Here is a 19089-nt window from a genome sequence, read left to right on the forward strand (position 1 = left end):
AGGGCGTGCCCTGATGTCTGTGGGCTATGTTACACAAGCCGATTACGGAGGTAAAGCCGGGCGGTTTTTTGTACGATGCCGTCCGTTAAAATATTAATAAAAATAAACGTTGCTTAATAAATCCAGGCATGTCTTAATAGCGTCATCGGTTTGGAACACAGACCTTATGAAAGCAGTTTTAGTAAAGCAGTCCTCAGCGCAAGCGTTATCCAAAGATATCTTCCTTCTGAGCCTCCTCCTAAGTGCCAAATAAGTAACTCTCTGAAATACAGGCCATCTCCGCCGCACTATGTGGCTCAAAAAATTAAGGAAATATCTATGTCTGGTAAAATGACTGGTTTAGTAAAATGGTTTGACGCGGGTAAAGGTTTCGGTTTCATTTCTCCACAGGACGGCAGCAAAGATGTATTCGTACACTTCTCTGCAATCCAGGGTAATGACTACAAAACCCTCGACGAAGGTCAGCGCGTTGAATTCACCATCGAAAATGGTGCTAAAGGTCCATCAGCTGCTAACGTTGTTGCGCTGTAAGATCCACTAGTATCACCGAGCTTACGATAGCGATGAAGACAACAGTCTGAGCAGTTAAGTGAAAAGTGATAGTAGTAAGAAACCCGCCTTGTGCGGGTTTTTTTATGGGCGCTTTTCAGCCTCTTTTAAAGCAGGTGCGGTTGTCTGCCCGTCAGAAATATTCAAAGTACTAATGAATAACTGCGTCGAAACGGGCGGACGCCACAGCCTGGAAGCAGTGCGCCGCCCTCCCGTTTTTCCGCGTTAGTTGAACAGCGCGATCTTGCGATACAGCGTAAAGGTCATCACGCCGACCAGCGCCACCAGCCAGGCAAAACTGGTCAACGTCCAGTGCGCATACTGGTAAAGCGACAGCAGCAGCAGCGGTAGCACGCTTGAACAGAGCGAATAAGAAAGATTATAAATTAGCGAGATGCCGGTCACTTTCACCTGTGCGGGGAACAGCTGCACCATCACCGCTGGGACGGCGGCAATCACGCCGCTGCACAGGCCCAGCAGGCAGTAGCAGAACAGGATAATGTGCGTGCTGCTGCCCATCGCTGCATTCATCAGGGTAACGCCAGCAGCCAGCAGTAAGGAATAGAGCGCCACGGTTCGCCAGGCACCGAAGCGATCGGCAAGTCTTCCGGCAATCAGGCAACCCACGTTCAGCGCAAAAATACCGGCACAGCTGATTTCAAAGGTGGTTGCTGCGTCCATATGCCAGGTTTTTTGCAGCACAATCGGCAATACCACCACAGAAATAATCACCGCCGACGTCAGAATGGCCGTAAGCAGCATCGCCGGAATCGCGGCTTTGCGGTGCTCGCGCAGAATTTCCGCCAGTGGCAAACGTGGCGATAAGGCTTTTTCCTGCTGGAGCGCCACAAATACCGGCGTTTCCCGCAGCCAACGACGCAGCCAAATCGAGATAAAACCCAATACCCCACCGACAATAAACGGAATACGCCACGCCCATTGTGTTAATTCATCCGCGCTGAAGGTACGGGTCACTAACATGATGGTCAGTGCCGCCAGCATATAGCCGAACGTCAGACCCGCCTGCAACATGCCCAGCGCCAGGCCGCGGTGGCTGGCTGGCGTATGTTCCGAGACAAAAACCCAGGCGTTAGGGACTTCCCCCCCCAGCGCAGCACCCTGCACCAGACGAGCCAGCAGCAGCAGCAGCGGCGCCCAGTAACCGATTTGTGCATAGCCGGGCAAAAGTCCCATCGCCAGGCAGGGCACCGCCATAAACAGCACGGTGAAATTAAACATGTGCTTGCGGCCATAGCGATCGGAAAAGTGGGCGATTAACAGGCCGCCTACAGGGCGGGCAAGATAGCCAACGGAGAAAATGGTCATGCTTTCCAGCAGGCGGATCCATTCCGGCGTGTCGGCGGGGAAAAAGACTGTAGCAATGGTGGTAGAAAGAAAAACAAAAATAATAAAATCAAAGACCTCAAGCGCACCGCCAAGCAGCGAAAGCATAATGGTCTTAATATCGTGGCGGGAAAGCTGACTCACTGTAGCTGTCATTAAAAACGTCTCTTCAGGGGCAGAAGCGCGCCTTAAGGGCCGCCACTACTGCATCATTTATTCAGCGAAGCCGTTTATCGAGGAGAATTAACCGTCTCTGACCGCTAACCGGCTTCTCACTCCTCGAAAAACCGCGAACCGAACCCTACCAGCAGAGAGAGCAGGCTACAACTGACAATCTGTGCTGTCGCAGGTGACGCTAACTTTCCCAGCCCAATGCAGAGGCGATCTCCCGGCGGTAGGGAGTATTGATCTGTGCCGGAACGCTTTCGATATAATTTCTCGCATGCGCCCGCGTTTCACCCGACAGACCCTCAAGATAGGCTACGGCTTCCTCCAGCGAAGGGATACGTCCTTCTGTTGCTGCGTCTTTTGCAGGCAGGTTGGTCCAGATAACGGCATCGATGCCTCTGGCAGACGCCCATTCTGCCAGCATGCCAACCGGCCTTTTCGTCACAATCAACGAGCCAACGCCGTCGGTACGCTGTTCCGGAATGGCTTCCCGTTCCTTCAGCGCCTGGCAAGCCAGCGGCAAATCCTCAACGGCAAGCCATGCCCACAACGCGGGGACCGGCGTGGCGTTAAGACAGAGAGCGGTAGCCAGTTCGCCACCATCGCTTATCCGACAAAATTCTACGGGTACCTTTGGGCCATCTTCCTGCCAGCGACCGCATACCGGTAGCGCGCCTGTTTTCCAAATCAGTGAACCCCATCCAAGACAGGCGATTTTCATTTTCCTACTCCTGATAAGCCAAAAAGCGAATAATCCTTCGCAGATAACAACTATGGCTTACCTTACTGGGAGTTGCTATTTCACCGGCAAAATGGCGCAGGGGCATCTTCCAGCCATTGTTCAAAACCTGACGCGCTAACCACCATAGCGTCTTGCGGGTTGTCGCCGGCCGTGGCAATGCAGGGAGCCAGCAGTGGCAGGCTGACTGATGCTATTGCGCCATAAACATGATGGTATCGGTGCTAAACGAGCCGTCATCCTGCATCGTATAGTGTGCTCTGACCTTATCGGATACCTGTTGTTGCAGCAGACGAATTGCCCTGGCCAGTGCGTCTGGCGTTTTCATCCGCTCAACCCAGGCGGTGAAGTCGAGATCCAGGCGATCGGCGACCAGGGTTTTTACCATCATGCCGCTCTCATTCACCATCCTCAGCCACTCGCCCTGAGAGTAATTTTTCACGTGCGAAGGATCGCGCAGCATTTCCACGGTCTGCAACCAGATGTCCAGTACGGGATGGCCGGGAGCAGCGATATCCATCAGGATAAATTTGCCGCCGGGCTTCAGTACGCGTTTGATTTCGCGTAAAGCCAGGCCGACATCATGCCAGTGATGCGCGGAATAACGGCTGATCGCCACATCAAAACGACCTGCCTCAAAGGGCAGGTTTTCAGCCGGTCCCTGGCGAGTCATCACGTTGTGCAGCCCACGGGCCTGCGCCGTTTCACCAACAACCTTCAGCATCTTTTCCGAGAGATCGTAGGCGGTAACCTCAGCCACCTGCCCGGCAACGGTAAAACTTACATGACCCGCGCCGCAGCCGATGTCCAGCACCGTCGCATCCTTGCTGTCGTACAGCCATTCGCTCAGCCGGACTAAATCAGCGCCCTGTGCATGAACGTGGCTTTGCAGGTAAGCGCCTGCCCGATCGCCAAACTGTTTTTCGACCAAATCTTCATGGCTGTTTTTCATGGTTTTTTCCTGAAGTTGAGGATAACGGTGCGTTGAAGATGACTATACGACTGCCGTTAAACAGGTACAATATGAGTGGTTATACTGGTATCAGGAGCCACTACCCATGAGTCAGACCCAGCTTTCCGGCCCTAAAGCGCTGGGCGCATTTTTACGCAGCCAGCGGGAGAACACCTCACCAGACCAGCTTGGTCTGCCGGTCGCTGCCCGCAGAAGAACGCGCGGGTTGCGTCGCGAAGAAGTGGCGTTGCTAAGTGGGATCAGCACCACCTGGTACACCTGGATAGAGCAGGGCAGAGAAATTGTGGTATCGGCACATACGCTGGCGAACATCGCGGCTACGCTGCAAATGAAGCCCGTCGAGCGGGATTATCTTTTCCGACTGGCCCGGCAAAATGACCCGCAGGAAGCGCCGGTTCCACGGGTGGATCCGGCCGTGCTGGCAGCGGTTAATCAGCTGGCTGAGCCTTGCTATTTGCTGGATTTAACGTGGAATATGCTGGCGTGGAACTCACGCACGGAGACGCTGTTTCAGGGCTGGCTGGACAATGATGCGCAGCCAAACATGATGAAGTTTATGTTTCTGCATCCTCTGGCGCGCACGCTGGTTATCGACTGGGAAGCGCGATGCCGACGGATTGTCGCAGAGCTGCGGGCGGATACGATGCATTTCCCCAACGATCAAAACCTGAATGCTTTCGTCAATGAAATGAGCCAGCAGAGCGAGCAGTTTCAGGCGCTGTGGTCACTACAGCAGGTGATTAGCCGTGAAGGCGGCGAGCGGTTTTTCCAGCATGCTCAGTCAGGTAAGCTGCATTATCGTCATGTCAGCTGGCAGCTCACCAGCAATCGTGCGCTGAAGATGATTATGCTGATCCCCTCCGCGGATGAAGACGTCACTTCTTCATGAGGAAGACAGGCCTTTGCCGTCGGGGCAGCGAACATCTTAAAAAAGCCGGATCCGTCGAGCCGGCAGATTTTCTGCGTTGACCTTATCGGTGCGGCGGCCCCGACCAGCGATCATCTTCTGTTAAAAGGCACATACGGGTCGCCCTGCGACATCACTCTTTAGCAGGCTTACGATGCCAGTAGGCTTTAGCATGAACAAAACGGGCATCGCAGCCGCGGCGCTGGATAAAATAGTCGCCCAGCATTTTCACCGTTTCGCCTTCGCCGGTCAGCCAGATAAAATAGTCTTCGTCAGGCAGAGAAATCTTATCCAGTGTGCCAATCATGTCGCCTGAGGTGGCAAGATCCATTTTGCCATTGCCCAGCCAGTGGATATTGAGCTGCCGGGTGTCGCCTAAATAATCACGCCCCGTGGCTTCATCGGCATAGACCAGCACGTGCAGCGCTTCTGCCTGAATTGCGGGCAGACGGCGCTTCAGGGCGGGGAGCCCGCTTTCATCACACAAATAGATCTGAAAGGCGTAATCCTCCGGGATAATCTGTGAGCCGCGTGGCCCGCCAATCACTAAACGATCGCCTGGCTGCGCCCGATCGGCCCAACTGCTGGCCACGCCGCCCTCATGGATATAAAAGTCCATGGTCAGGTTTTCTTTACCATCGAACGCCAGTGGCGTGTAGTCACGCGCTGTCGGGCGAATATTGCCTGGCCAGACAACGCCTTCATCGGTCATTTGTGGCAGCGGCAGCTCGTGGGTGGCTTCATCAGGGAAAAACAGTTTGATGTGATCGTCGAAGCTGGGCGAATTGAAACCGTCCAGATCGCTGCCGGTAAAAGCAATGCGCCAGAAGCAGTTAGCGACACGGGTTTTACTGGCAACGGAGATCTGACGGAAACGCAGCTCGTTACGGACTCTGCGCGGCAGGCGGGGATCGGAATTTTGTGCTTTTTGACTCATGGATTTTCTCTTCAGGGTGATAGCTAAACTGGAATCATTCTCATCTGAAAATAGCTATGATATATCTTAAGAGCAAGCTCAGAAAATGCGATTGCAATTTTTTTTATGGTCACATGAACCCGAAGCGCTGCATTTTTCCGCTGGCATCACAGCATGATGACAGGCGACCCCCCCGCAAATTCCTCATCCATATTGTTGCGTAAATGTTATTATCGCCCCGGGTAAACGAACGGGAGAGGGTTATGGCAGGGCTGGTTTTACTGCCGGGCGTCATGTGTGACGCCGGGCTGTGGGTTGAGATGAGTGAGCAACTGGCGGAATGGGGGCCGGTAATTTACGGCGATCTTTCGCAGGCGGGCACGCTGGAGGAGATGGCCGCGCAGGTGCTGACACAGTGTCCGCCGCAGTTTACGCTGGCAGGCTTTTCCATGGGCGGTTTTGTCGCGCGCGAAATGATTCGGCAGGCGCCTGAACGCGTGCAGCGGCTGATCCTGATCGCCACTTCCAGCCAGCAGGACAGTGCGCAAACGCAATCTTTCAAAACGGCGACCGCAAAAGCGTTGCAGGCCTCTAAAGGCGAATTTCACGGGCTGGGCCAGAAGGCTATTGCGCTGTCGCTAAGCCAGAAGCATGCCGACAATCCGCAGCTGCAAGCTCAGATCCACCAGATGAGCCTGAGGATGGGGAAAGAGGCCTGGTGCCGCCAGTTGCTGATGACGCGCAGCAGCGATACCGACCAGCTGAGCCAGATAGCCTGCCCCACGCTGGTGGTTGCCGCAGAAGACGATCGGATGCGTACGTTGCAGGAATCGCGCACGTTATATGAACATATTCCTCATGCGCAGCTGGAAATCATCGCCGATTCTGGACATATGGTACCGCTGGAGCAACCACAGGCGCTGGCAGAAGTGATGCTCCGCTGGCTGCGTGCCACCCCAGTATAAACATTTACTAAAAAGTGCGTTCTTCCCGTACGATGAAAAGGTAAATTAACCGGGTAATTTTACGCTTTGCACGGAAGCAGGCAGGCCGCAGGGCCACAGTTCAACAGGCAGAGATAGCATAATGAAAAAATGGTTACTGGCGCTGGGCATGGCGCTATTGGCCTGGAACGCTGGCGCGGCGGAACAGGATAACGATCCTCAGACGATCGGCAAAAACTTTTACAGCTGGTATCTGAACGCGCTAAGTAAGGAAGAAAGTCCGATAGACGAGCACGATCCACTGCTCAACAAGTACGTCACGTCGCAGCTGCTGCAAAAAATCAACGTATTGATCAAAAGCCCCGACGGCATGGATGATGATTACTTTTTACAGGACCAGGACTACAGCGACAGCTGGGTAGATCATGTTAGCGTTGGCCGCTTTACCATTAATGGTGAAAGTGCCTCAGGCGACGTGATGCTGGGTGACGATCCTGACGATCGGCAGCTGTTGTTAGTCACTATGCATAAGGTCGGGAATGGCTGGAAGATTGACGACGTGGCTAAAGAAGATCGTTGAGTCGCTGCCTGACTGCACTCAGTCAGGCAAGCTCATACGCTAACAATCCCTCTGGATGGTCTTAAACGCTGTGCTGCGCAAACTGGTGTTGCAGTGAATCCAGCAGTTCATAGCGCTTCCTGTATTCTGAACGCTTTTTACTGGCGATCTCCTCAAGCGGTTTACGCTCAAGCGAAAGCGGCACGTTATACAGCTTATCGGATAACGGCGTGGCGTTCAGCGTTTCCCAAAACTCATTATAATGAGCATGGAAGAGACGTTGCTTTTTATAGCGATAGCGCAGGCTGCGGAAAATATGGCCGCTGTCGCTGACCGCCAGGATCTGTTTCACGCCTGTTGCAGTGCAGAATAAAGCCAGCGTTTCCATCAGCAGACGTTTTGGGAACAGGCCGTAACAGGCTTTGGTCGCGTCGCGGATCAGCTCATGCGGCGTATCGCGATGAGCGCCCTGGATGCCGCCGATTATCGCCACCAGATTACCGTTTTGCTCGGTAATGGAAAAAGTCACTATCGCCAGTTTGGTCTCGCCCCAGCTAAAGTAAATATTCACCTCACCTTCTCGTTCACAGCGTCCGGTACAGGCCAGGGTAATAGAAAACGGCTCGCCATGCTTACCGCTAAAGCTGAGTAAGACCGCCCCCTGCTGTGTCAGAAGCGCCTGACGAAAGCGGGGAAAAGGCAGGTTTTTGGCGAACTGATAGTGATCGGTTATCGCCTTCACACGTTGAGCGACGGGAAGGCTGCCATAGAGATAAGGACGATGAATTTTACTCGGCAACGTGTGCTGTACGCTAAGAATTTCACGCATGACAGGTTCAGCCGTAATGCTCTCTGCCAGCTTCATGGTCTGAACCGGACAGAGCAGAGAACGCATCAGATACTTAATCCGGTACTCGCGTTCATACCAGAGTTTGCCTGGCTTGAGTTTACCGGTCACCAGCGACAGAAATAAAGTCAGGCCCGTCTCCTGACGAGGGGTGAGTGCAGTATCAGACATGTTCGGCATTTCCGTTTGAAAAATGTCAGTGAAACACTGTCAATCTCAACGTCAGATAAATGCCGTTTCTCAAGTTACGCCTATTTTAAACTGGTTGAGAAAATGTTTAACCTTTTCGCTACTTAAAGCAAATTCACTGCATAAGATGAACATTTGTTGCAGCATCTAACATCACAGTTTTCCATTGTGGAATGGAAGAGTTGAACTAACATCGTAGTGTTAAGATCTAATTGTCCCTTTCGGAGGCGTTTTGCAGGGAGTTCCGGCTCAGTTCAGCTATGAAAAAGACCGCGCCCGGTTCAGGCATCTGCCTGACTTGCCTGGCGTGGAACTTTATCATGCCCATATTTCCCGCCACGCTTTTGAGCCTCATACGCATGAAGCCTTTGGTATCGGCATGATTGAAACGGGAGCCGAGCGTTTTCGCTATCGGGGAGCACAGCACGTAGCCCCTGCGCAGTCGTTGGTATTGATGAACCCTGATGAGCTGCATACGGGAGAGTCTGCCAGCGAGGACGGCTGGCAATATCGCATGATTTATCTCGACCCGACGCTGCTTGAATCGCTAACGGGTGAGCGCGGCTGGTGGTTTAGCGAGGCGGTTCGTTTTGATCCGCCGCGTGCCGTGCAGCTTGCTAACCTGCTGGCTCAACTTTGGCAAATGCAGGCGCCGCTGGCGCGAGATAGCCTGATGCTGTCGTTGACAGATTTGCTCCGGCCACATGCGCGAATGGCGATGAAGGCACCTGCTGAAGGCGGCCATCGTTTTGATATGGTTAAACACTATCTGCGTGACAACCTTGCAGCAACGATCACCCTGGACGAGCTGGCCGCGCTGGTCTCACTCAGTCCTTATCATTTCCAGCGCCAGTTCAAAGCGCATTATCATGTGACGCCCCACCAAATGCTGATGGCTTTCCGTCTCTGGCGCGCCAAACAGCTGTTAACGTCAGGCATGCCTGCCGCCAGCGTTGCCGCAGAAGCGGGGCTGACCGATCAGGCGCATCTTACCCGCAGCTTTGCCGCCCGTTATGGCACCACGCCGGTGCGGTATCAGAAGCAAGTGGCTGAAAGCCGCAAAGCGCAATCTCCTACAATCTTTCTGCCCGGACACCACGGATAATCGCCTTTTCTTCTTTATATTGGGATTATCATGTTAGCGGGTGTGTTATTTGCTTTGGCCGCAGGGCTGATGTGGGGACTGATTTTCGTTGGCCCCTTACTGGTACCAGATTATCCGGGCGCGCTACAGTCGGTAGGGCGCTATGTGGCGTTTGGCCTGATAGCGTTGCCGCTGGCATGGCGCGATCGCAAAAGGCTCCGTCAACTCACTTACAGCGACTGGATTGAAGCCCTCAAGCTGGCGCTGGTCGGCAACCTCATTTATTACACCTGCCTGGCTAACGCGATCCAGCGTACCGGCGCGCCTGTGTCGACAATGATTATCGGGACGCTGCCGGTGGTGATAGCAATAAGTGCCAATCTGCTATATGGCCACCATAATGGACGACTGGCATGGCGTAAGCTTGTACCGGTCCTGGTGCTGATCGTGCTGGGTCTGGGTTTTGTTAACGTGGCGGAATGGCAGCAAAGCGGTCAGCAGATCGCATTGTTGCGTTATCTGAGCGGTATTGGTTTGGCAATAATGGCCGTGATTTGCTGGACCTGGTATCCCTTACGCAATGCACGTTGGTTGCGGGAGCATCCGGAAAGAAAGGCCACAACCTGGGCAACGGCACAGGGGCTGGCAACGCTACCACTGGCAGTAGTGGGTTATGCCCTCGTGAGTATACAGCTTCATTTCAGCCAGCCGGCATTTGCTTTGCCGTTCGGGCCGCGGCCAGGCACCTTTATTGCGCTGATGGCGGTGATTGGCCTGGTCTGCTCCTGGCTTGGTGCGCTGTGCTGGAACGAGGCCAGCCAGCGTCTGCCAACGGTGCTGGTGGGGCCGTTGATCGTTTTTGAAACCCTTGCCGGGCTGGCTTATACCTTTCTGCTGCGTCAGAGCTGGCCCACGCTGCCCACGCTTTGCGGTATTTTTTGTCTGATAACCGGCGTTATTGTCGCCACGCGTATCAAGCCGCAGCCGGTCTTAAAAAAGGCAATTATTCCCCGATAAATGTCTCATTCTGACAGGGCAGATAACTTGCCCTGTTTCAGATTCAGCCTGGTCGTATTCCCGCAAGGCGACATATAGATTTGTGACTAATATCGCACTTTTCAGTCTATTCTCAGTGAAGCAATCTCCCCGAAACAACATGACATGCCTTGCATAACTCACAATTGTTCCGCCATAAGAATAATCGCTAATGACATTTAGGCTTTTTTCAGGACAGTCAATGAGCGCTACTGTTTACAAAATTCTTCATTTTTGAGACGCGTTTTGTAATATCAAACCAGTATTAACTCAAATGTTAACAGAACAAAGTGCCTGGAAATGCGCCGGGGAAATGACTAATACATTAGAAAGCCACAATAAAGGTTTACTGCGCTGTACATTTAATCGTCGTTATAGGGGGTATTATTAAGCTTTATTGCATAATTTCTGGTATTGCCAGTCACGGGGGAAACGGTAAGTTTGCAGCGATGCGGCGGTTTTACAGGATTGGTTTCGGTGAGGTTACGAATGTGTTAACAGTGACAGATCAGCTTTATAAACCATTCTTAAACGCGGAACGATAAACAGTACTAAAGCAGATTGCCCTTTTTTGGGCTTATCGGTAAGCGGTCTTAATGTCATTTTTGGCGCATTTATCTTTGCTGGCAAAGATAAATGCGCTCATAACAGGTTGAAAATATTGATATTTTATAAAAAAGGTGCGTTTTCTTCAGCCAGATAAGGGACGTTGCTGAGAATTAACTCATCAAAAAATAGCGTCTCCTTTAATTCCGACTCAACTTTCTAATTAACAATGAGAATATTTAAACTTGGTCCTGGAGGTGGAAAAAAAAAGACTTAATGCGTCTCAATTACTGATTTTCACAGTTGTAAGGATAATGATAAACGCTACGGCTAATATCTAACAAACGGCAGCTACGGCGGGTTCCGATATCAAAAGTATCCTGCAAAAAATTAACTGCCTGACGTTTATCGTTGGTAGTAAAGAAGTTTTTTAGCACGCTTTGCAGCATCTCCTTGTCTGAAGAGAGCATATGCAGCTCGCGCTCCATATTGTGCACCTTCTCTTCTAATTCTTTGATTTTCCTGCCTTCTTCAGAGAATAACCCAGCATATTTCTTTTTCCAGCTATAGAAGGTCGCTTCGGAAATCCCCAGTTCTTCACAAATCTCCTTAACCTTCACGCCGCATTCAGATGCTTTAATGGCACTGGTGATTTGCTCTTCTGTATATCGTGACTTTCTCATAAATGCTATTACCTTTCTTAACTATAAAGTGATGAGAATGGCTGCACTAATTAATGGATCTAAATGTTCCCAGAATTAGGTCAGCGGCTTTAAGTGCGCGATTTGAATTGCAGGCTTTAAGTTAAGGGATTATGAATAAATATCATCATGGGATTTCTCCTATTTTATTTCGAAAGGGCCTGCTTAGCTTTCGGTATGTCGGTTTTTGTTATAAATTCAATTCGTGCCAGCAGTAAGGCCAGTGAGTAATTCAGAATGCTCCCGGATGCAGAGAAAAAAATCTGTGCCAGAATGTTTACCAGATTGCAGGCATCTGTGAGTTAGTTACTTACAATCAAGTCCAGGGATAATCAGACAATCGTCAATTGACGATAAGTTAAAATAAAAAATCTTTTAAATAAGAGCGGGCTTTTACTGCCTGTAAAATAACTTCCCGGATTTATATTTCGCCAGGTATGTCCAGGCTTCTTCACTTTTCACTGTTGTAGACAAGGATGTATTGACTGTTGTTATAAGTTATTAGTTCTACAAAGGAAGCTTCAATGAAATACAGTGTCATCTCTAACGCTGCCTGGATGATGTCAGAGAAGGTTGTCTCGGTTTTTGGTGTGATTTTTGTTACGTCTTACGTCGCAAAGGCTTTTGGTCCAGCTATCTTTGGGCAAATTGCATTCTCAGCTTCGCTTTTTTCAATTGTGCAAACTGTAGCCATTTTTGGTACGGAAACCATACTTTTTAAAAGCATCAGTAAAAACACGGCCAAAGGAATGCGGCTGATGGCCGTGGCAAAACAGCTTCGTATGGTGCTGTTATTATTACTTTCCGGGCCGGTATTGATATATGTATGGCTGATGATGCGTGAAAATTTTTTGATTTTCGCCATCGCATCGTTCATGTCTTCCATCTTTGTTACGCAAGATATTTTTAGTGTTTATAACAACGTACGTCTTGAATCACGTATGAACACTATTGCTAACGCAACGGGAATGATTATCAGTTTTGCCATCAGTTTCAGCGTGGCCTGGTTTAAGCTCAATCCAGTTTGGCTGTCGTTATCAATTATTGCAGTCACATTGGTGCCTTATCTGATCAAGCGCAAAACGTTTTATCGGAAAAACAATATTATTGCGCCGTCAAAGCGCAAACATCGTAGCTATCTGCGTTACCTGCTTCATGCAGGATTGCCGCTGGCGATTTCCAGCGTGTTCATCTCGATTCAGGTGAAGCTGGCGCAGTTCTTTTTAGTTGGCGTGGGCTCCGCGCATGAGTTGGGGCTGTTTACCGCCGCCAATACTATTTCTGCTTCATGGATTTTTATTCCGGTAGCGATCATTACTTCCTGCTTTTCCGAAATATTCCGGGAACGTGGTGACATGGCAGTAAAACTGGCTTCAAGACTCAATGGCTACGTCATTGCCGTCTCATTATTCATGCTGCTGGTCGTCGCCCTGTTTGGCGAAAAGATCGTCAGCGCGCTTTATGGACATGACTATGCAGCATCCGGTCATTTAGTGACGTTGTTATCAATAGCGACCTGTTTTTCCGCTTTAGGAACAATAGCTTATCGTTATATGGTGAAAGAGGGCGGCTTTAATTACCTGCTGGTGAAAATTGTTTTGCTGGTAGCAATTAGCGTGATGACCAACTGGTTTTTCATTCGCTATTGGGGATTAACAGGCGCCGCATGGAGCGTACTGGTGACCGAGCTGCTATCACTGACCCTGATGAATTATTTCTTTAAGAATGGCGTCATTTTGAAAATGCAGCTTTCCTCACTCAACTACAAAATTTATAAGTGAATCAAAATGTTGAACGTTAAAAAACAGATGAGAAAAGTTGCTTTAAACGCCATTCACAAAATGCCATGGCGTTGTCAGGACAGCCTTTACTATTTCCACCGGTTTAAGCGTCTTCCGCACATCCAACATCCCAAATCTTTCAATGAGAAGGTTTTGTTCCGCAAATTCGTGAAAGGTGATTACGACCGTTACGCGATGCTGTCAGACAAAATCCTGGTTCGGGAACACATCGCCAAAAAAATCGGCGAGCAATATCTGATCCCGCTTCTGCACACCACCGACGATCCCACCACTCTGCTGGGCATGGAATCACTGAAGGATGCGGTGATTAAGCCTAACCACGGCTCGGGCATGGTGAAAGTGTTTGTTGATGAACCGGATTTTGTGCAGAAAAAGAAGCTGATTGCGCGCTGCGAAGAGTGGCTGACCCGTGATTACTCGTTTGAAGCGCGTGAAATTCATTATCGCTATATCAAGCCACAAATTCTGGTTGAGAAGCGTATCGGCGACGATAAATCGACCGCGATCGATTACAAGTTTCATATGTTCAACAAAGGTAATGGGCATTTCGAATACGTTCTGCAAGTGGTCTACAACCGCTGTGACAACGAGCCGTTATCGATGCTGTTCTACGTGAATAATCTGGATACCTGTTTCTACAAACGTTTCGATACCGGGTTAGATATCAGTGACAAAAGAGCGTCACTCGAAAAAGCCCTGACGCTGAGCAAAGAACTGGCCAGCGATTTCGACTACGTCCGTGTCGACTGGTACATCAACGGCGACGAAGTCTGGTTTGGTGAACTCACCTTCACGCCAGGCGCAGGTCTGATGCCGGTTCTGCAACATGGTCTGGATCAGGTCATGGGTAATATGTGGTTACAGCATGATCAGACAGCCACATTGTCGCCAGGTATGCAGCAAGAAAGTGCAAAAAAAAGTTTGAAGGATTGACGTGGACGATACCGGCGATGCTTGTCGGTATCACCTCAACAAATCTGAATGTGTTTGAGCTACACCATTGCTTTAACGTTTTGTTGTCGCACTGATGGGAATTTTTTCTCCTTAGTTGCAAAGCGTAAGCGCCAGGGGAGTTTGTCGCGTTGCGGTCGAGAGCCACACGTATGACACCAGGTAACTATTAAGGGCGTGGCTTTCATGCCCGACACAGCATTCCTCACACAACTAAAAAGCCTGCAAATGAGGTAAAAAATGTCAAAACTCAAAGCAGAATTAAGAAAAGGGTTTATGTTCCTTTTCAAAAAAATGCCCTGGTCTTACCAGGACAGAATTTATTATCTGCATAAATTTAAAAAATTGCCCAACTTACACCAGCCAAAATTGTTTAATGAGAAGGTGTTGTATCGTAAGTTCGTCACCGGCGACCACGCCCGTTATGGTCTGTTGTCGGATAAACTGCTGGTTCGCGACTACATCGCGCAAACCATTGGTGATGAATATCTGATCCCGCTACTGCATGAAACGGCGGATCCGATCACTCTGTTGGGCTTAAAGAGCCTGAAGAATACGGTGGTGAAGCCCAATCATGGTTCCGGCATGGTGGAAATCCTGCTGGAAGAACCTGAATGTATCCAGAAGCAGCTGCTGATCAAGCGCTGTGAAGAGTGGCTGGCAAAGGATTTTTCGCACGAGGCTCGCGAAATTCACTATCGCTATATCAAGCCGCGTATTCTGGTTGAGCAGTATGTCGGTGACGGTAATTTTGCTGCGGTTGACTACAAGTTTCACATGTTCAACAAGAAAGATGGCAGCTTTGAGTATGTATTACAGGTGATTTACAACCGCTGTGGTAACTCGCCGCTGTCGATGAATTTTTACGTAAACACGCTGAAATCCTGCTTTTATAAGATCCGTGATACCGGCCTGGATATCACACCGGAAATGGAAACGCTGGAAAAAGCGTTGGATCTGAGCAAAAAGCTGGCGAAGGATTTCGACTATGTCCGCGTTGACTGGTATATCAGCGAAGGACAGATTTACTTCGGTGAACTGACGTTCACGCCGGGCGCAGGCATGGTAACGGGTCTGGAGCAAGGCCTGGATAAAATCATGGGCGATATGTGGTTGCAGGAACGTAAAACGAAAGCACTGGCTAAAGCGGTCGGCGAAGAGGCGGCGTTACCTGGCGTACTGAAGAAGATTTAAGGCCATAACGGCGAGCCGCACTCTCAGAGATAGCGGCTCGTTGGTGTTTAAGGCAGGGGATAATCTGCTGGCGTGTGGCTCATCACATCAACGAATACATCTTTCGTGATATGCCAGAAGTTAGACAGGTTATCCATGCTCAGGGTGATACCCAGCAGGCCGGTAACAAACCAACATGACATGCCAATGCCGACACCGGTGAATATGAAGGCCATGCCGTTGCGGCTGCGTTGACGGCACTTCACGTTAAAGGTGCTGGCGAAAAACATCATTACTGCACTAACCAGTTCCCATCTCATCAGCACCAGGCTAGCGGTTAATGTACCCATATCTTTTTCTGACTCCGCGAAAATCTTGCCTGACATTAAAAATGGCATCACCTGTCCGGACGTAAAGCTGTCAGGGAAGCTTTGCATCTGAACTGACACAAAAGGTCATATAAGTGTGATGATGGTCACATTATATCACCCCATTTTTAAACGTTGAATAAATTTTAGCCCTGGTATGATGGTTATTTCTCCTTAGTGGTTAATACACTTTTATTTTCCGGGGGTTATCTTTTTTATTTGTCTGTAGAGACGTTTTTTTCTCGATAGTTATTTCCGTTAACGCAAATTTTGCGCGGAATAACAGCTGAAAAGGACGCCAAAAAACATTATCAATAATCTCTTTCACATTTTCATAATGCGCTTTTTTTGAGACTTCTGATGATAATCGCTTTCGTTAATTAGCCGTATTTCTTTCTGTTTGCCAGTTAAAACGTTTTTCTCTCTTAATCGTTTCCTTCTCTCCCGATGCTTTTAGCCGTTTACTGGCTTCTTTGGGATGAATCTGACACTTGAAAAGTTGTACAACCTGTCGTTGGGTTGTAGGATTTTTCACGATAAAAAATTCTAAAATTCATCTTCTTGCGGAATGCAGGAGCCTTTTCTTTACTTGAAATTTGCCCAGCGTTTCGTTTCCCGACCGCATTTTATGGCGCAACAAACATCAGGAGCATGAGTGTTTGCTATCAGCCCTTTCAGGATAAGCAGGTTATCGCCCTGTTTAATGCGCCGGTGTTAATTAGCTGGGCCCAATACAACCAAAGACGCTTGCGGGTTGAGCGCCGCAACCGCCGTCCCGGACTGGCGCTACAGGAAGTGGCACAGAGTTTTGCGATTACTCCTGAAGACGTTCAACGGCTAAACCGTCACGATGTTCTGAAGGTTCATCATGACGAATACGGTCATATTATCGATGTTGAGACGCTGCGTGAACGTAGCTAATTTGCCGTTCAGTCGGTGTGGGAGGAAGCATGCAACAGGGCTATCCTGCGGATAATATTACCGCGAAATCTTCAAAACCGTTGCCAACGTTACGCAAATCACTGCGGCGCATTCATGTGGTGATTATTGTGGTTTCGCTGGTGTTCAGCGGTATCTCGCTGCTGGTGCTGGCGCTGCTGGCCTTGCGCAGCTATGCGGATAACAATCTTCAGCTGATTGCCACCACCATCAGTTACAGCGTGCAGCAGGCCGTGGTAGCGGGCGACGCAGAAGCTGCAAAGCTGCTGTTGCAGGATATCGGTGGACAGACCGAATTTGGCCAGGCCAGGATCCTTGATGCCCGCCATCACTTGCTGACCAGCTGGCAGTCTTATGCGGAAGGGACGCACCATTTCGCTTGCAGCCTGCTGTCGCACTGGCTGTTTCCACAGCCCATCCAGGTGCCGGTGATGCACGGTGGGAAAGAAGTCGGGCAGGTCTGGCTGACCGGTGACGGAGGCCGGGTCTGGCATTACCTGACTCAGGCGCTGAAATGGCTGAGCGGCAGTATGCTGCTGTCGGCCATGCTTTCCTTCTATTTATCGAAGCGCATGCATGCGGGCATTGTGTCTGGCCTGCAAAATATCACCTCGGTCGCCCACGAAGTGCGTAAACAGCGCGCGTTTTCCCGTCGCGTGCCTTCTTCCTCTATTGCAGAGCTGAACAAGCTGAGCGGGGATTTCAATAGCCTGCTTGATGAAATGTCCGACTGGCAGCGTCATTTGCAGCGGGAGAACGATACGCTCTCTCATCAGGTTCGCCATGATGCCCTGACCGGTTTACCTAACCGTACCGCGTTTGAACAGGAGCTGAATAAACAGCTGAGTAATCCGCTGGCGGCGGGACAGGTGGCCGTGATGTTTATTGATGGCGATCGCTTTAAAGAAGTGAATGACCGCTATGGCCATGCGGCGGGAGATTTGGTTCTGGCCGCTACCGCACAACGTCTGCGGGGACGATTACGCAAGGACGATCTGGTTGCCAGACTCGGCGGTGATGAGTTTGCCGTCCTGCTGTCGTCCATCGACAGCGGCGATCAGGCAGGCCGGGTAGCGGAAAACGTGATTGAAGCCATGCGCGAGCCGATCGCGCTGGAAGATGGAACGCTGGTTACGCAGTCGCTCAGTATTGGCGTGGCGCTGGCAAAAAATCACAGTTCCGGTGAGGCGATGATTGCGCAGGCCGATGCGGCGATGTACCACATCAAAGAACTGGGCGGCGGCTGGTATTTTTCCCCGACTTTTTGGGGCCAGCACGAGCATGGCGTGGTCAGTCGGGATGGCGCCTGAGACCACGCCATGCCTGCCCGGTCAGTTACAGAGCGCGCAATCGCTGCTTTTCACCGCGTTTTCAAAGGCGGGCTGGAATTCGCTACAGTCAAAGTTATAGCCGACCTGACGCTTTAAGGCGCGGCGCATAGTGTGACGATATGCGGTAGGCGTTTGGGAAAACTGCCGACGAAACACGCGGGAAAACGTCTGCTGCGAATCGTAACCATACTGCATAGCAATATCGAAAACCGGCCGCTGCGTCTGGCGTAGCGCTTCGGCCGCCAGCGTCAGACGGCGTTCACGAATGTAATTCCCCAGCGTCTGCCGGGTGACGGTACGAAACATGCGTTGCAGATGCCATTTCGAATAGCCGGATCGAGCGGCAACCTCATCAACAGAAAGCGTTTTATCCAGATTACTTTCAATCCAGTCGGTCAGAGTTTGGATGATCTCATCATGCATACTTTTCTTCTCCCTGGGCCTGGTGGGCGGTTAAGGGTGTTCGCAGTGGCAAATGACATTTCGCCTTCTCAATGGCTGCTGAGTATAATTCCTCAAGTTAACTTGAGGTAAAGGTCAAAATGAAAAAAAGTCGCCATTCGGCAGATAAGCGCGAACTGACGCCCGGCGACGTGGCCGCGCGCTGTGGCGTTGCTGTTTCTGCACTGCATTTTTATGAAAGCAAAGGATTAATTAGCAGCTTTCGCAATTCAGGCAACCAGCGTCGCTATCACCGTGACGTTCTGCGTCGCGTCGCGGTGATCAAAATTGCCCAGCGCATTGGTATTCCGCTGGCGACCATTGGCGAACATCTGATGCAGTTTCCGCCCGGCAAGCGTATGTCGCCAAAAGAGTGGGCAGTACTGACGCAAAAATGGCGGGAAGAGCTGGACGGGCGTATTCGCACGCTCACCCGGCTACGGGACGATCTGGATGGCTGCATTGGTTGTGGCTGTTTATCAATGGAAGACTGCCCGCTGCGTAACCCAGGTGACCAGCTTAGCGAGCGCGGTACCGGCGCCATCCTGCTTGAGCCAGAGCGGGAGTAAAGCTGTCTATACTG

The 19089-nt window shown here is 50.6% G+C and carries 20 protein-coding genes; 12 read left to right on the forward strand and 8 right to left on the reverse strand.

Annotated features, from left to right (window positions below; translation table 11 throughout):
- The first annotated feature begins 318 nt into the window (after positions 1 to 318).
- Positions 319 to 531 carry an RNA chaperone/antiterminator CspA gene (gene cspA / locus EHV07_RS01265; RefSeq protein WP_147194110.1) on the forward strand — a complete coding sequence of 71 codons (213 nt, stop codon included), beginning with the start codon at positions 319 to 321 and terminating at the stop codon, positions 529 to 531.
- A 243-nt stretch (positions 532 to 774) separates the two neighbouring features.
- On the opposite strand, the gene EHV07_RS01270 is transcribed toward cspA, so the two are convergent.
- The 3 genes from EHV07_RS01270 to EHV07_RS01280 form a co-directional block, all read right to left on the reverse strand.
- A complete protein-coding gene (locus EHV07_RS01270; protein ID WP_147194112.1) occupies positions 775 to 2049 on the reverse strand; it encodes an MFS transporter in 1275 nt (424 codons plus the stop codon).
- Positions 2050 to 2248: 199 nt separating this feature from the next.
- Positions 2249 to 2782 carry a hypothetical protein gene (locus tag EHV07_RS01275; RefSeq protein WP_147194114.1) on the reverse strand — a complete coding sequence of 178 codons (534 nt, stop codon included), beginning with the start codon at positions 2780 to 2782 and terminating at the stop codon, positions 2249 to 2251.
- Positions 2783 to 2993: 211 nt separating this feature from the next.
- The gene (locus tag EHV07_RS01280) at positions 2994 to 3752 is read right to left on the reverse strand and encodes a class I SAM-dependent methyltransferase (RefSeq protein ID WP_147194116.1); all 759 of its coding nucleotides are present in this window, start codon (positions 3750 to 3752) and stop codon (positions 2994 to 2996) included.
- Between the two features lie 106 nt (positions 3753 to 3858).
- Here EHV07_RS01280 and EHV07_RS01285 point away from each other — a divergent pair, with 106 nt between their 5' ends.
- Positions 3859 to 4662 carry a helix-turn-helix transcriptional regulator gene (locus tag EHV07_RS01285; RefSeq protein ID WP_147194118.1) on the forward strand — a complete coding sequence of 268 codons (804 nt, stop codon included), beginning with the start codon at positions 3859 to 3861 and terminating at the stop codon, positions 4660 to 4662.
- Between the two features lie 151 nt (positions 4663 to 4813).
- Here the strand turns inward: EHV07_RS01285 and EHV07_RS01290 are convergent, their stop codons facing one another.
- Positions 4814 to 5617, reverse strand: a complete 804-nt coding sequence (locus tag EHV07_RS01290) for a siderophore-interacting protein (protein ID WP_147194122.1) — start codon at positions 5615 to 5617, stop codon at positions 4814 to 4816.
- Positions 5618 to 5859: 242 nt separating this feature from the next.
- On the opposite strand from EHV07_RS01290, the gene EHV07_RS01295 reads away from it, so the two are divergent.
- Both EHV07_RS01295 and EHV07_RS01300 read left to right on the forward strand, forming a co-directional pair.
- Positions 5860 to 6561, forward strand: coding sequence for an alpha/beta fold hydrolase (locus EHV07_RS01295; protein ID WP_168199577.1), 702 nt, complete (start codon positions 5860 to 5862; stop codon positions 6559 to 6561).
- A 121-nt stretch (positions 6562 to 6682) separates the two neighbouring features.
- On the forward strand, positions 6683 to 7120 hold the full coding sequence (locus tag EHV07_RS01300; RefSeq protein ID WP_147194127.1) for a DUF3828 domain-containing protein: 438 nt from the start codon (positions 6683 to 6685) through the stop codon (positions 7118 to 7120).
- 61 nt (positions 7121 to 7181) lie between these two features.
- Here the strand turns inward: EHV07_RS01300 and EHV07_RS01305 are convergent, their stop codons facing one another.
- Complete coding sequence (locus EHV07_RS01305) at positions 7182 to 8117, reverse strand: VirK/YbjX family protein (protein ID WP_147194131.1); 936 nt, start codon at positions 8115 to 8117, stop codon at positions 7182 to 7184.
- 250 nt (positions 8118 to 8367) lie between these two features.
- On the opposite strand from EHV07_RS01305, the gene EHV07_RS01310 reads away from it, so the two are divergent.
- Both EHV07_RS01310 and EHV07_RS01315 read left to right on the forward strand, forming a co-directional pair.
- Complete coding sequence (locus EHV07_RS01310; RefSeq protein ID WP_147194134.1) at positions 8368 to 9240, forward strand: AraC family transcriptional regulator; 873 nt, start codon at positions 8368 to 8370, stop codon at positions 9238 to 9240.
- A 30-nt stretch (positions 9241 to 9270) separates the two neighbouring features.
- Positions 9271 to 10236: a DMT family transporter gene (locus tag EHV07_RS01315; protein ID WP_147194136.1), complete on the forward strand. Its 966-nt coding sequence runs from the start codon at positions 9271 to 9273 to the stop codon at positions 10234 to 10236.
- A gap of 851 nt (positions 10237 to 11087) precedes the next feature.
- On the opposite strand, the gene EHV07_RS01320 is transcribed toward EHV07_RS01315, so the two are convergent.
- Entirely contained in the window at positions 11088 to 11483 is a 396-nt protein-coding gene (locus EHV07_RS01320; RefSeq protein ID WP_147194138.1) for a transposase, read from the reverse strand.
- A gap of 542 nt (positions 11484 to 12025) precedes the next feature.
- Here EHV07_RS01320 and EHV07_RS01325 point away from each other — a divergent pair.
- The 3 genes from EHV07_RS01325 (at position 12026) to EHV07_RS01335 (ending at position 15448) form a co-directional block, all read left to right on the forward strand.
- A complete protein-coding gene (locus tag EHV07_RS01325) occupies positions 12026 to 13282 on the forward strand; it encodes a polysaccharide biosynthesis protein (RefSeq protein ID WP_147194140.1) in 1257 nt (418 codons plus the stop codon).
- A 6-nt stretch (positions 13283 to 13288) separates the two neighbouring features.
- Positions 13289 to 14236: an ATP-grasp fold amidoligase family protein gene (locus EHV07_RS01330; protein ID WP_147194143.1), complete on the forward strand. Its 948-nt coding sequence runs from the start codon at positions 13289 to 13291 to the stop codon at positions 14234 to 14236.
- 258 nt (positions 14237 to 14494) lie between these two features.
- Positions 14495 to 15448, forward strand: a complete 954-nt coding sequence (locus EHV07_RS01335) for an ATP-grasp fold amidoligase family protein (protein ID WP_147194145.1) — start codon at positions 14495 to 14497, stop codon at positions 15446 to 15448.
- Between the two features lie 47 nt (positions 15449 to 15495).
- Here the strand turns inward: EHV07_RS01335 and EHV07_RS01340 are convergent, their stop codons facing one another.
- The gene (locus EHV07_RS01340) at positions 15496 to 15777 is read right to left on the reverse strand and encodes a YjcB family protein (RefSeq protein ID WP_147194147.1); all 282 of its coding nucleotides are present in this window, start codon (positions 15775 to 15777) and stop codon (positions 15496 to 15498) included.
- Positions 15778 to 16446: 669 nt separating this feature from the next.
- On the opposite strand from EHV07_RS01340, the gene pgaD reads away from it, so the two are divergent.
- Entirely contained in the window at positions 16447 to 16716 is a 270-nt protein-coding gene (pgaD, locus tag EHV07_RS01345) for a poly-beta-1,6-N-acetyl-D-glucosamine biosynthesis protein PgaD (protein ID WP_147194149.1), read from the forward strand.
- Positions 16717 to 16745: 29 nt separating this feature from the next.
- Positions 16746 to 18044, forward strand: coding sequence for a diguanylate cyclase domain-containing protein (locus EHV07_RS01350; protein WP_147194151.1), 1299 nt, complete (start codon positions 16746 to 16748; stop codon positions 18042 to 18044).
- 21 nt (positions 18045 to 18065) lie between these two features.
- Here EHV07_RS01350 and soxS read toward each other — a convergent pair whose 3' ends face one another.
- Positions 18066 to 18488 carry a superoxide response transcriptional regulator SoxS gene (gene soxS, locus EHV07_RS01355; RefSeq protein ID WP_147194153.1) on the reverse strand — a complete coding sequence of 141 codons (423 nt, stop codon included), beginning with the start codon at positions 18486 to 18488 and terminating at the stop codon, positions 18066 to 18068.
- Positions 18489 to 18607: 119 nt separating this feature from the next.
- On the opposite strand from soxS, the gene soxR reads away from it, so the two are divergent.
- The gene (gene soxR / locus EHV07_RS01360; protein WP_147194155.1) at positions 18608 to 19075 is read left to right on the forward strand and encodes a redox-sensitive transcriptional activator SoxR; all 468 of its coding nucleotides are present in this window, start codon (positions 18608 to 18610) and stop codon (positions 19073 to 19075) included.
- Positions 19076 to 19089: the final 14 nt, after the last annotated feature.

Source organism: Pantoea sp. CCBC3-3-1 (assembly GCF_007981265.1).
GTDB lineage: Bacteria > Pseudomonadota > Gammaproteobacteria > Enterobacterales > Enterobacteriaceae > Erwinia.

What these genes read in the sequence shown, in the direction of transcription:
- EHV07_RS01300 (WP_147194127.1), top strand. Translation starts at nt 6,683, where the DNA reads ATGAAAAAATGGTTACTGGCGCTGGGCATGGCGCTATTGGCCTGGAAC.
- EHV07_RS01350 (WP_147194151.1), top strand. Translation starts at nt 16,746, where the DNA reads ATGCAACAGGGCTATCCTGCGGATAATATTACCGCGAAATCTTCAAAA.
- EHV07_RS01315 (WP_147194136.1), top strand. Translation starts at nt 9,271, where the DNA reads ATGTTAGCGGGTGTGTTATTTGCTTTGGCCGCAGGGCTGATGTGGGGA.
- EHV07_RS01280 (WP_147194116.1), bottom strand. Translation starts at nt 3,752, where the DNA reads ATGAAAAACAGCCATGAAGATTTGGTCGAAAAACAGTTTGGCGATCGG.
- EHV07_RS01290 (WP_147194122.1), bottom strand. Translation starts at nt 5,617, where the DNA reads ATGAGTCAAAAAGCACAAAATTCCGATCCCCGCCTGCCGCGCAGAGTC.
- EHV07_RS01320 (WP_147194138.1), bottom strand. Translation starts at nt 11,483, where the DNA reads ATGAGAAAGTCACGATATACAGAAGAGCAAATCACCAGTGCCATTAAA.
- EHV07_RS01325 (WP_147194140.1), top strand. Translation starts at nt 12,026, where the DNA reads ATGAAATACAGTGTCATCTCTAACGCTGCCTGGATGATGTCAGAGAAG.
- soxR (WP_147194155.1), top strand. Translation starts at nt 18,608, where the DNA reads ATGAAAAAAAGTCGCCATTCGGCAGATAAGCGCGAACTGACGCCCGGC.
- EHV07_RS01270 (WP_147194112.1), bottom strand. Translation starts at nt 2,049, where the DNA reads ATGACAGCTACAGTGAGTCAGCTTTCCCGCCACGATATTAAGACCATT.
- pgaD (WP_147194149.1), top strand. Translation starts at nt 16,447, where the DNA reads ATGAGTGTTTGCTATCAGCCCTTTCAGGATAAGCAGGTTATCGCCCTG.
- EHV07_RS01285 (WP_147194118.1), top strand. Translation starts at nt 3,859, where the DNA reads ATGAGTCAGACCCAGCTTTCCGGCCCTAAAGCGCTGGGCGCATTTTTA.
- EHV07_RS01305 (WP_147194131.1), bottom strand. Translation starts at nt 8,117, where the DNA reads ATGTCTGATACTGCACTCACCCCTCGTCAGGAGACGGGCCTGACTTTA.
- EHV07_RS01330 (WP_147194143.1), top strand. Translation starts at nt 13,289, where the DNA reads ATGTTGAACGTTAAAAAACAGATGAGAAAAGTTGCTTTAAACGCCATT.
- EHV07_RS01340 (WP_147194147.1), bottom strand. Translation starts at nt 15,777, where the DNA reads ATGGGTACATTAACCGCTAGCCTGGTGCTGATGAGATGGGAACTGGTT.
- EHV07_RS01335 (WP_147194145.1), top strand. Translation starts at nt 14,495, where the DNA reads ATGTCAAAACTCAAAGCAGAATTAAGAAAAGGGTTTATGTTCCTTTTC.
- EHV07_RS01295 (WP_168199577.1), top strand. Translation starts at nt 5,860, where the DNA reads ATGGCAGGGCTGGTTTTACTGCCGGGCGTCATGTGTGACGCCGGGCTG.
- soxS (WP_147194153.1), bottom strand. Translation starts at nt 18,488, where the DNA reads ATGCATGATGAGATCATCCAAACTCTGACCGACTGGATTGAAAGTAAT.
- cspA (WP_147194110.1), top strand. Translation starts at nt 319, where the DNA reads ATGTCTGGTAAAATGACTGGTTTAGTAAAATGGTTTGACGCGGGTAAA.
- EHV07_RS01275 (WP_147194114.1), bottom strand. Translation starts at nt 2,782, where the DNA reads ATGAAAATCGCCTGTCTTGGATGGGGTTCACTGATTTGGAAAACAGGC.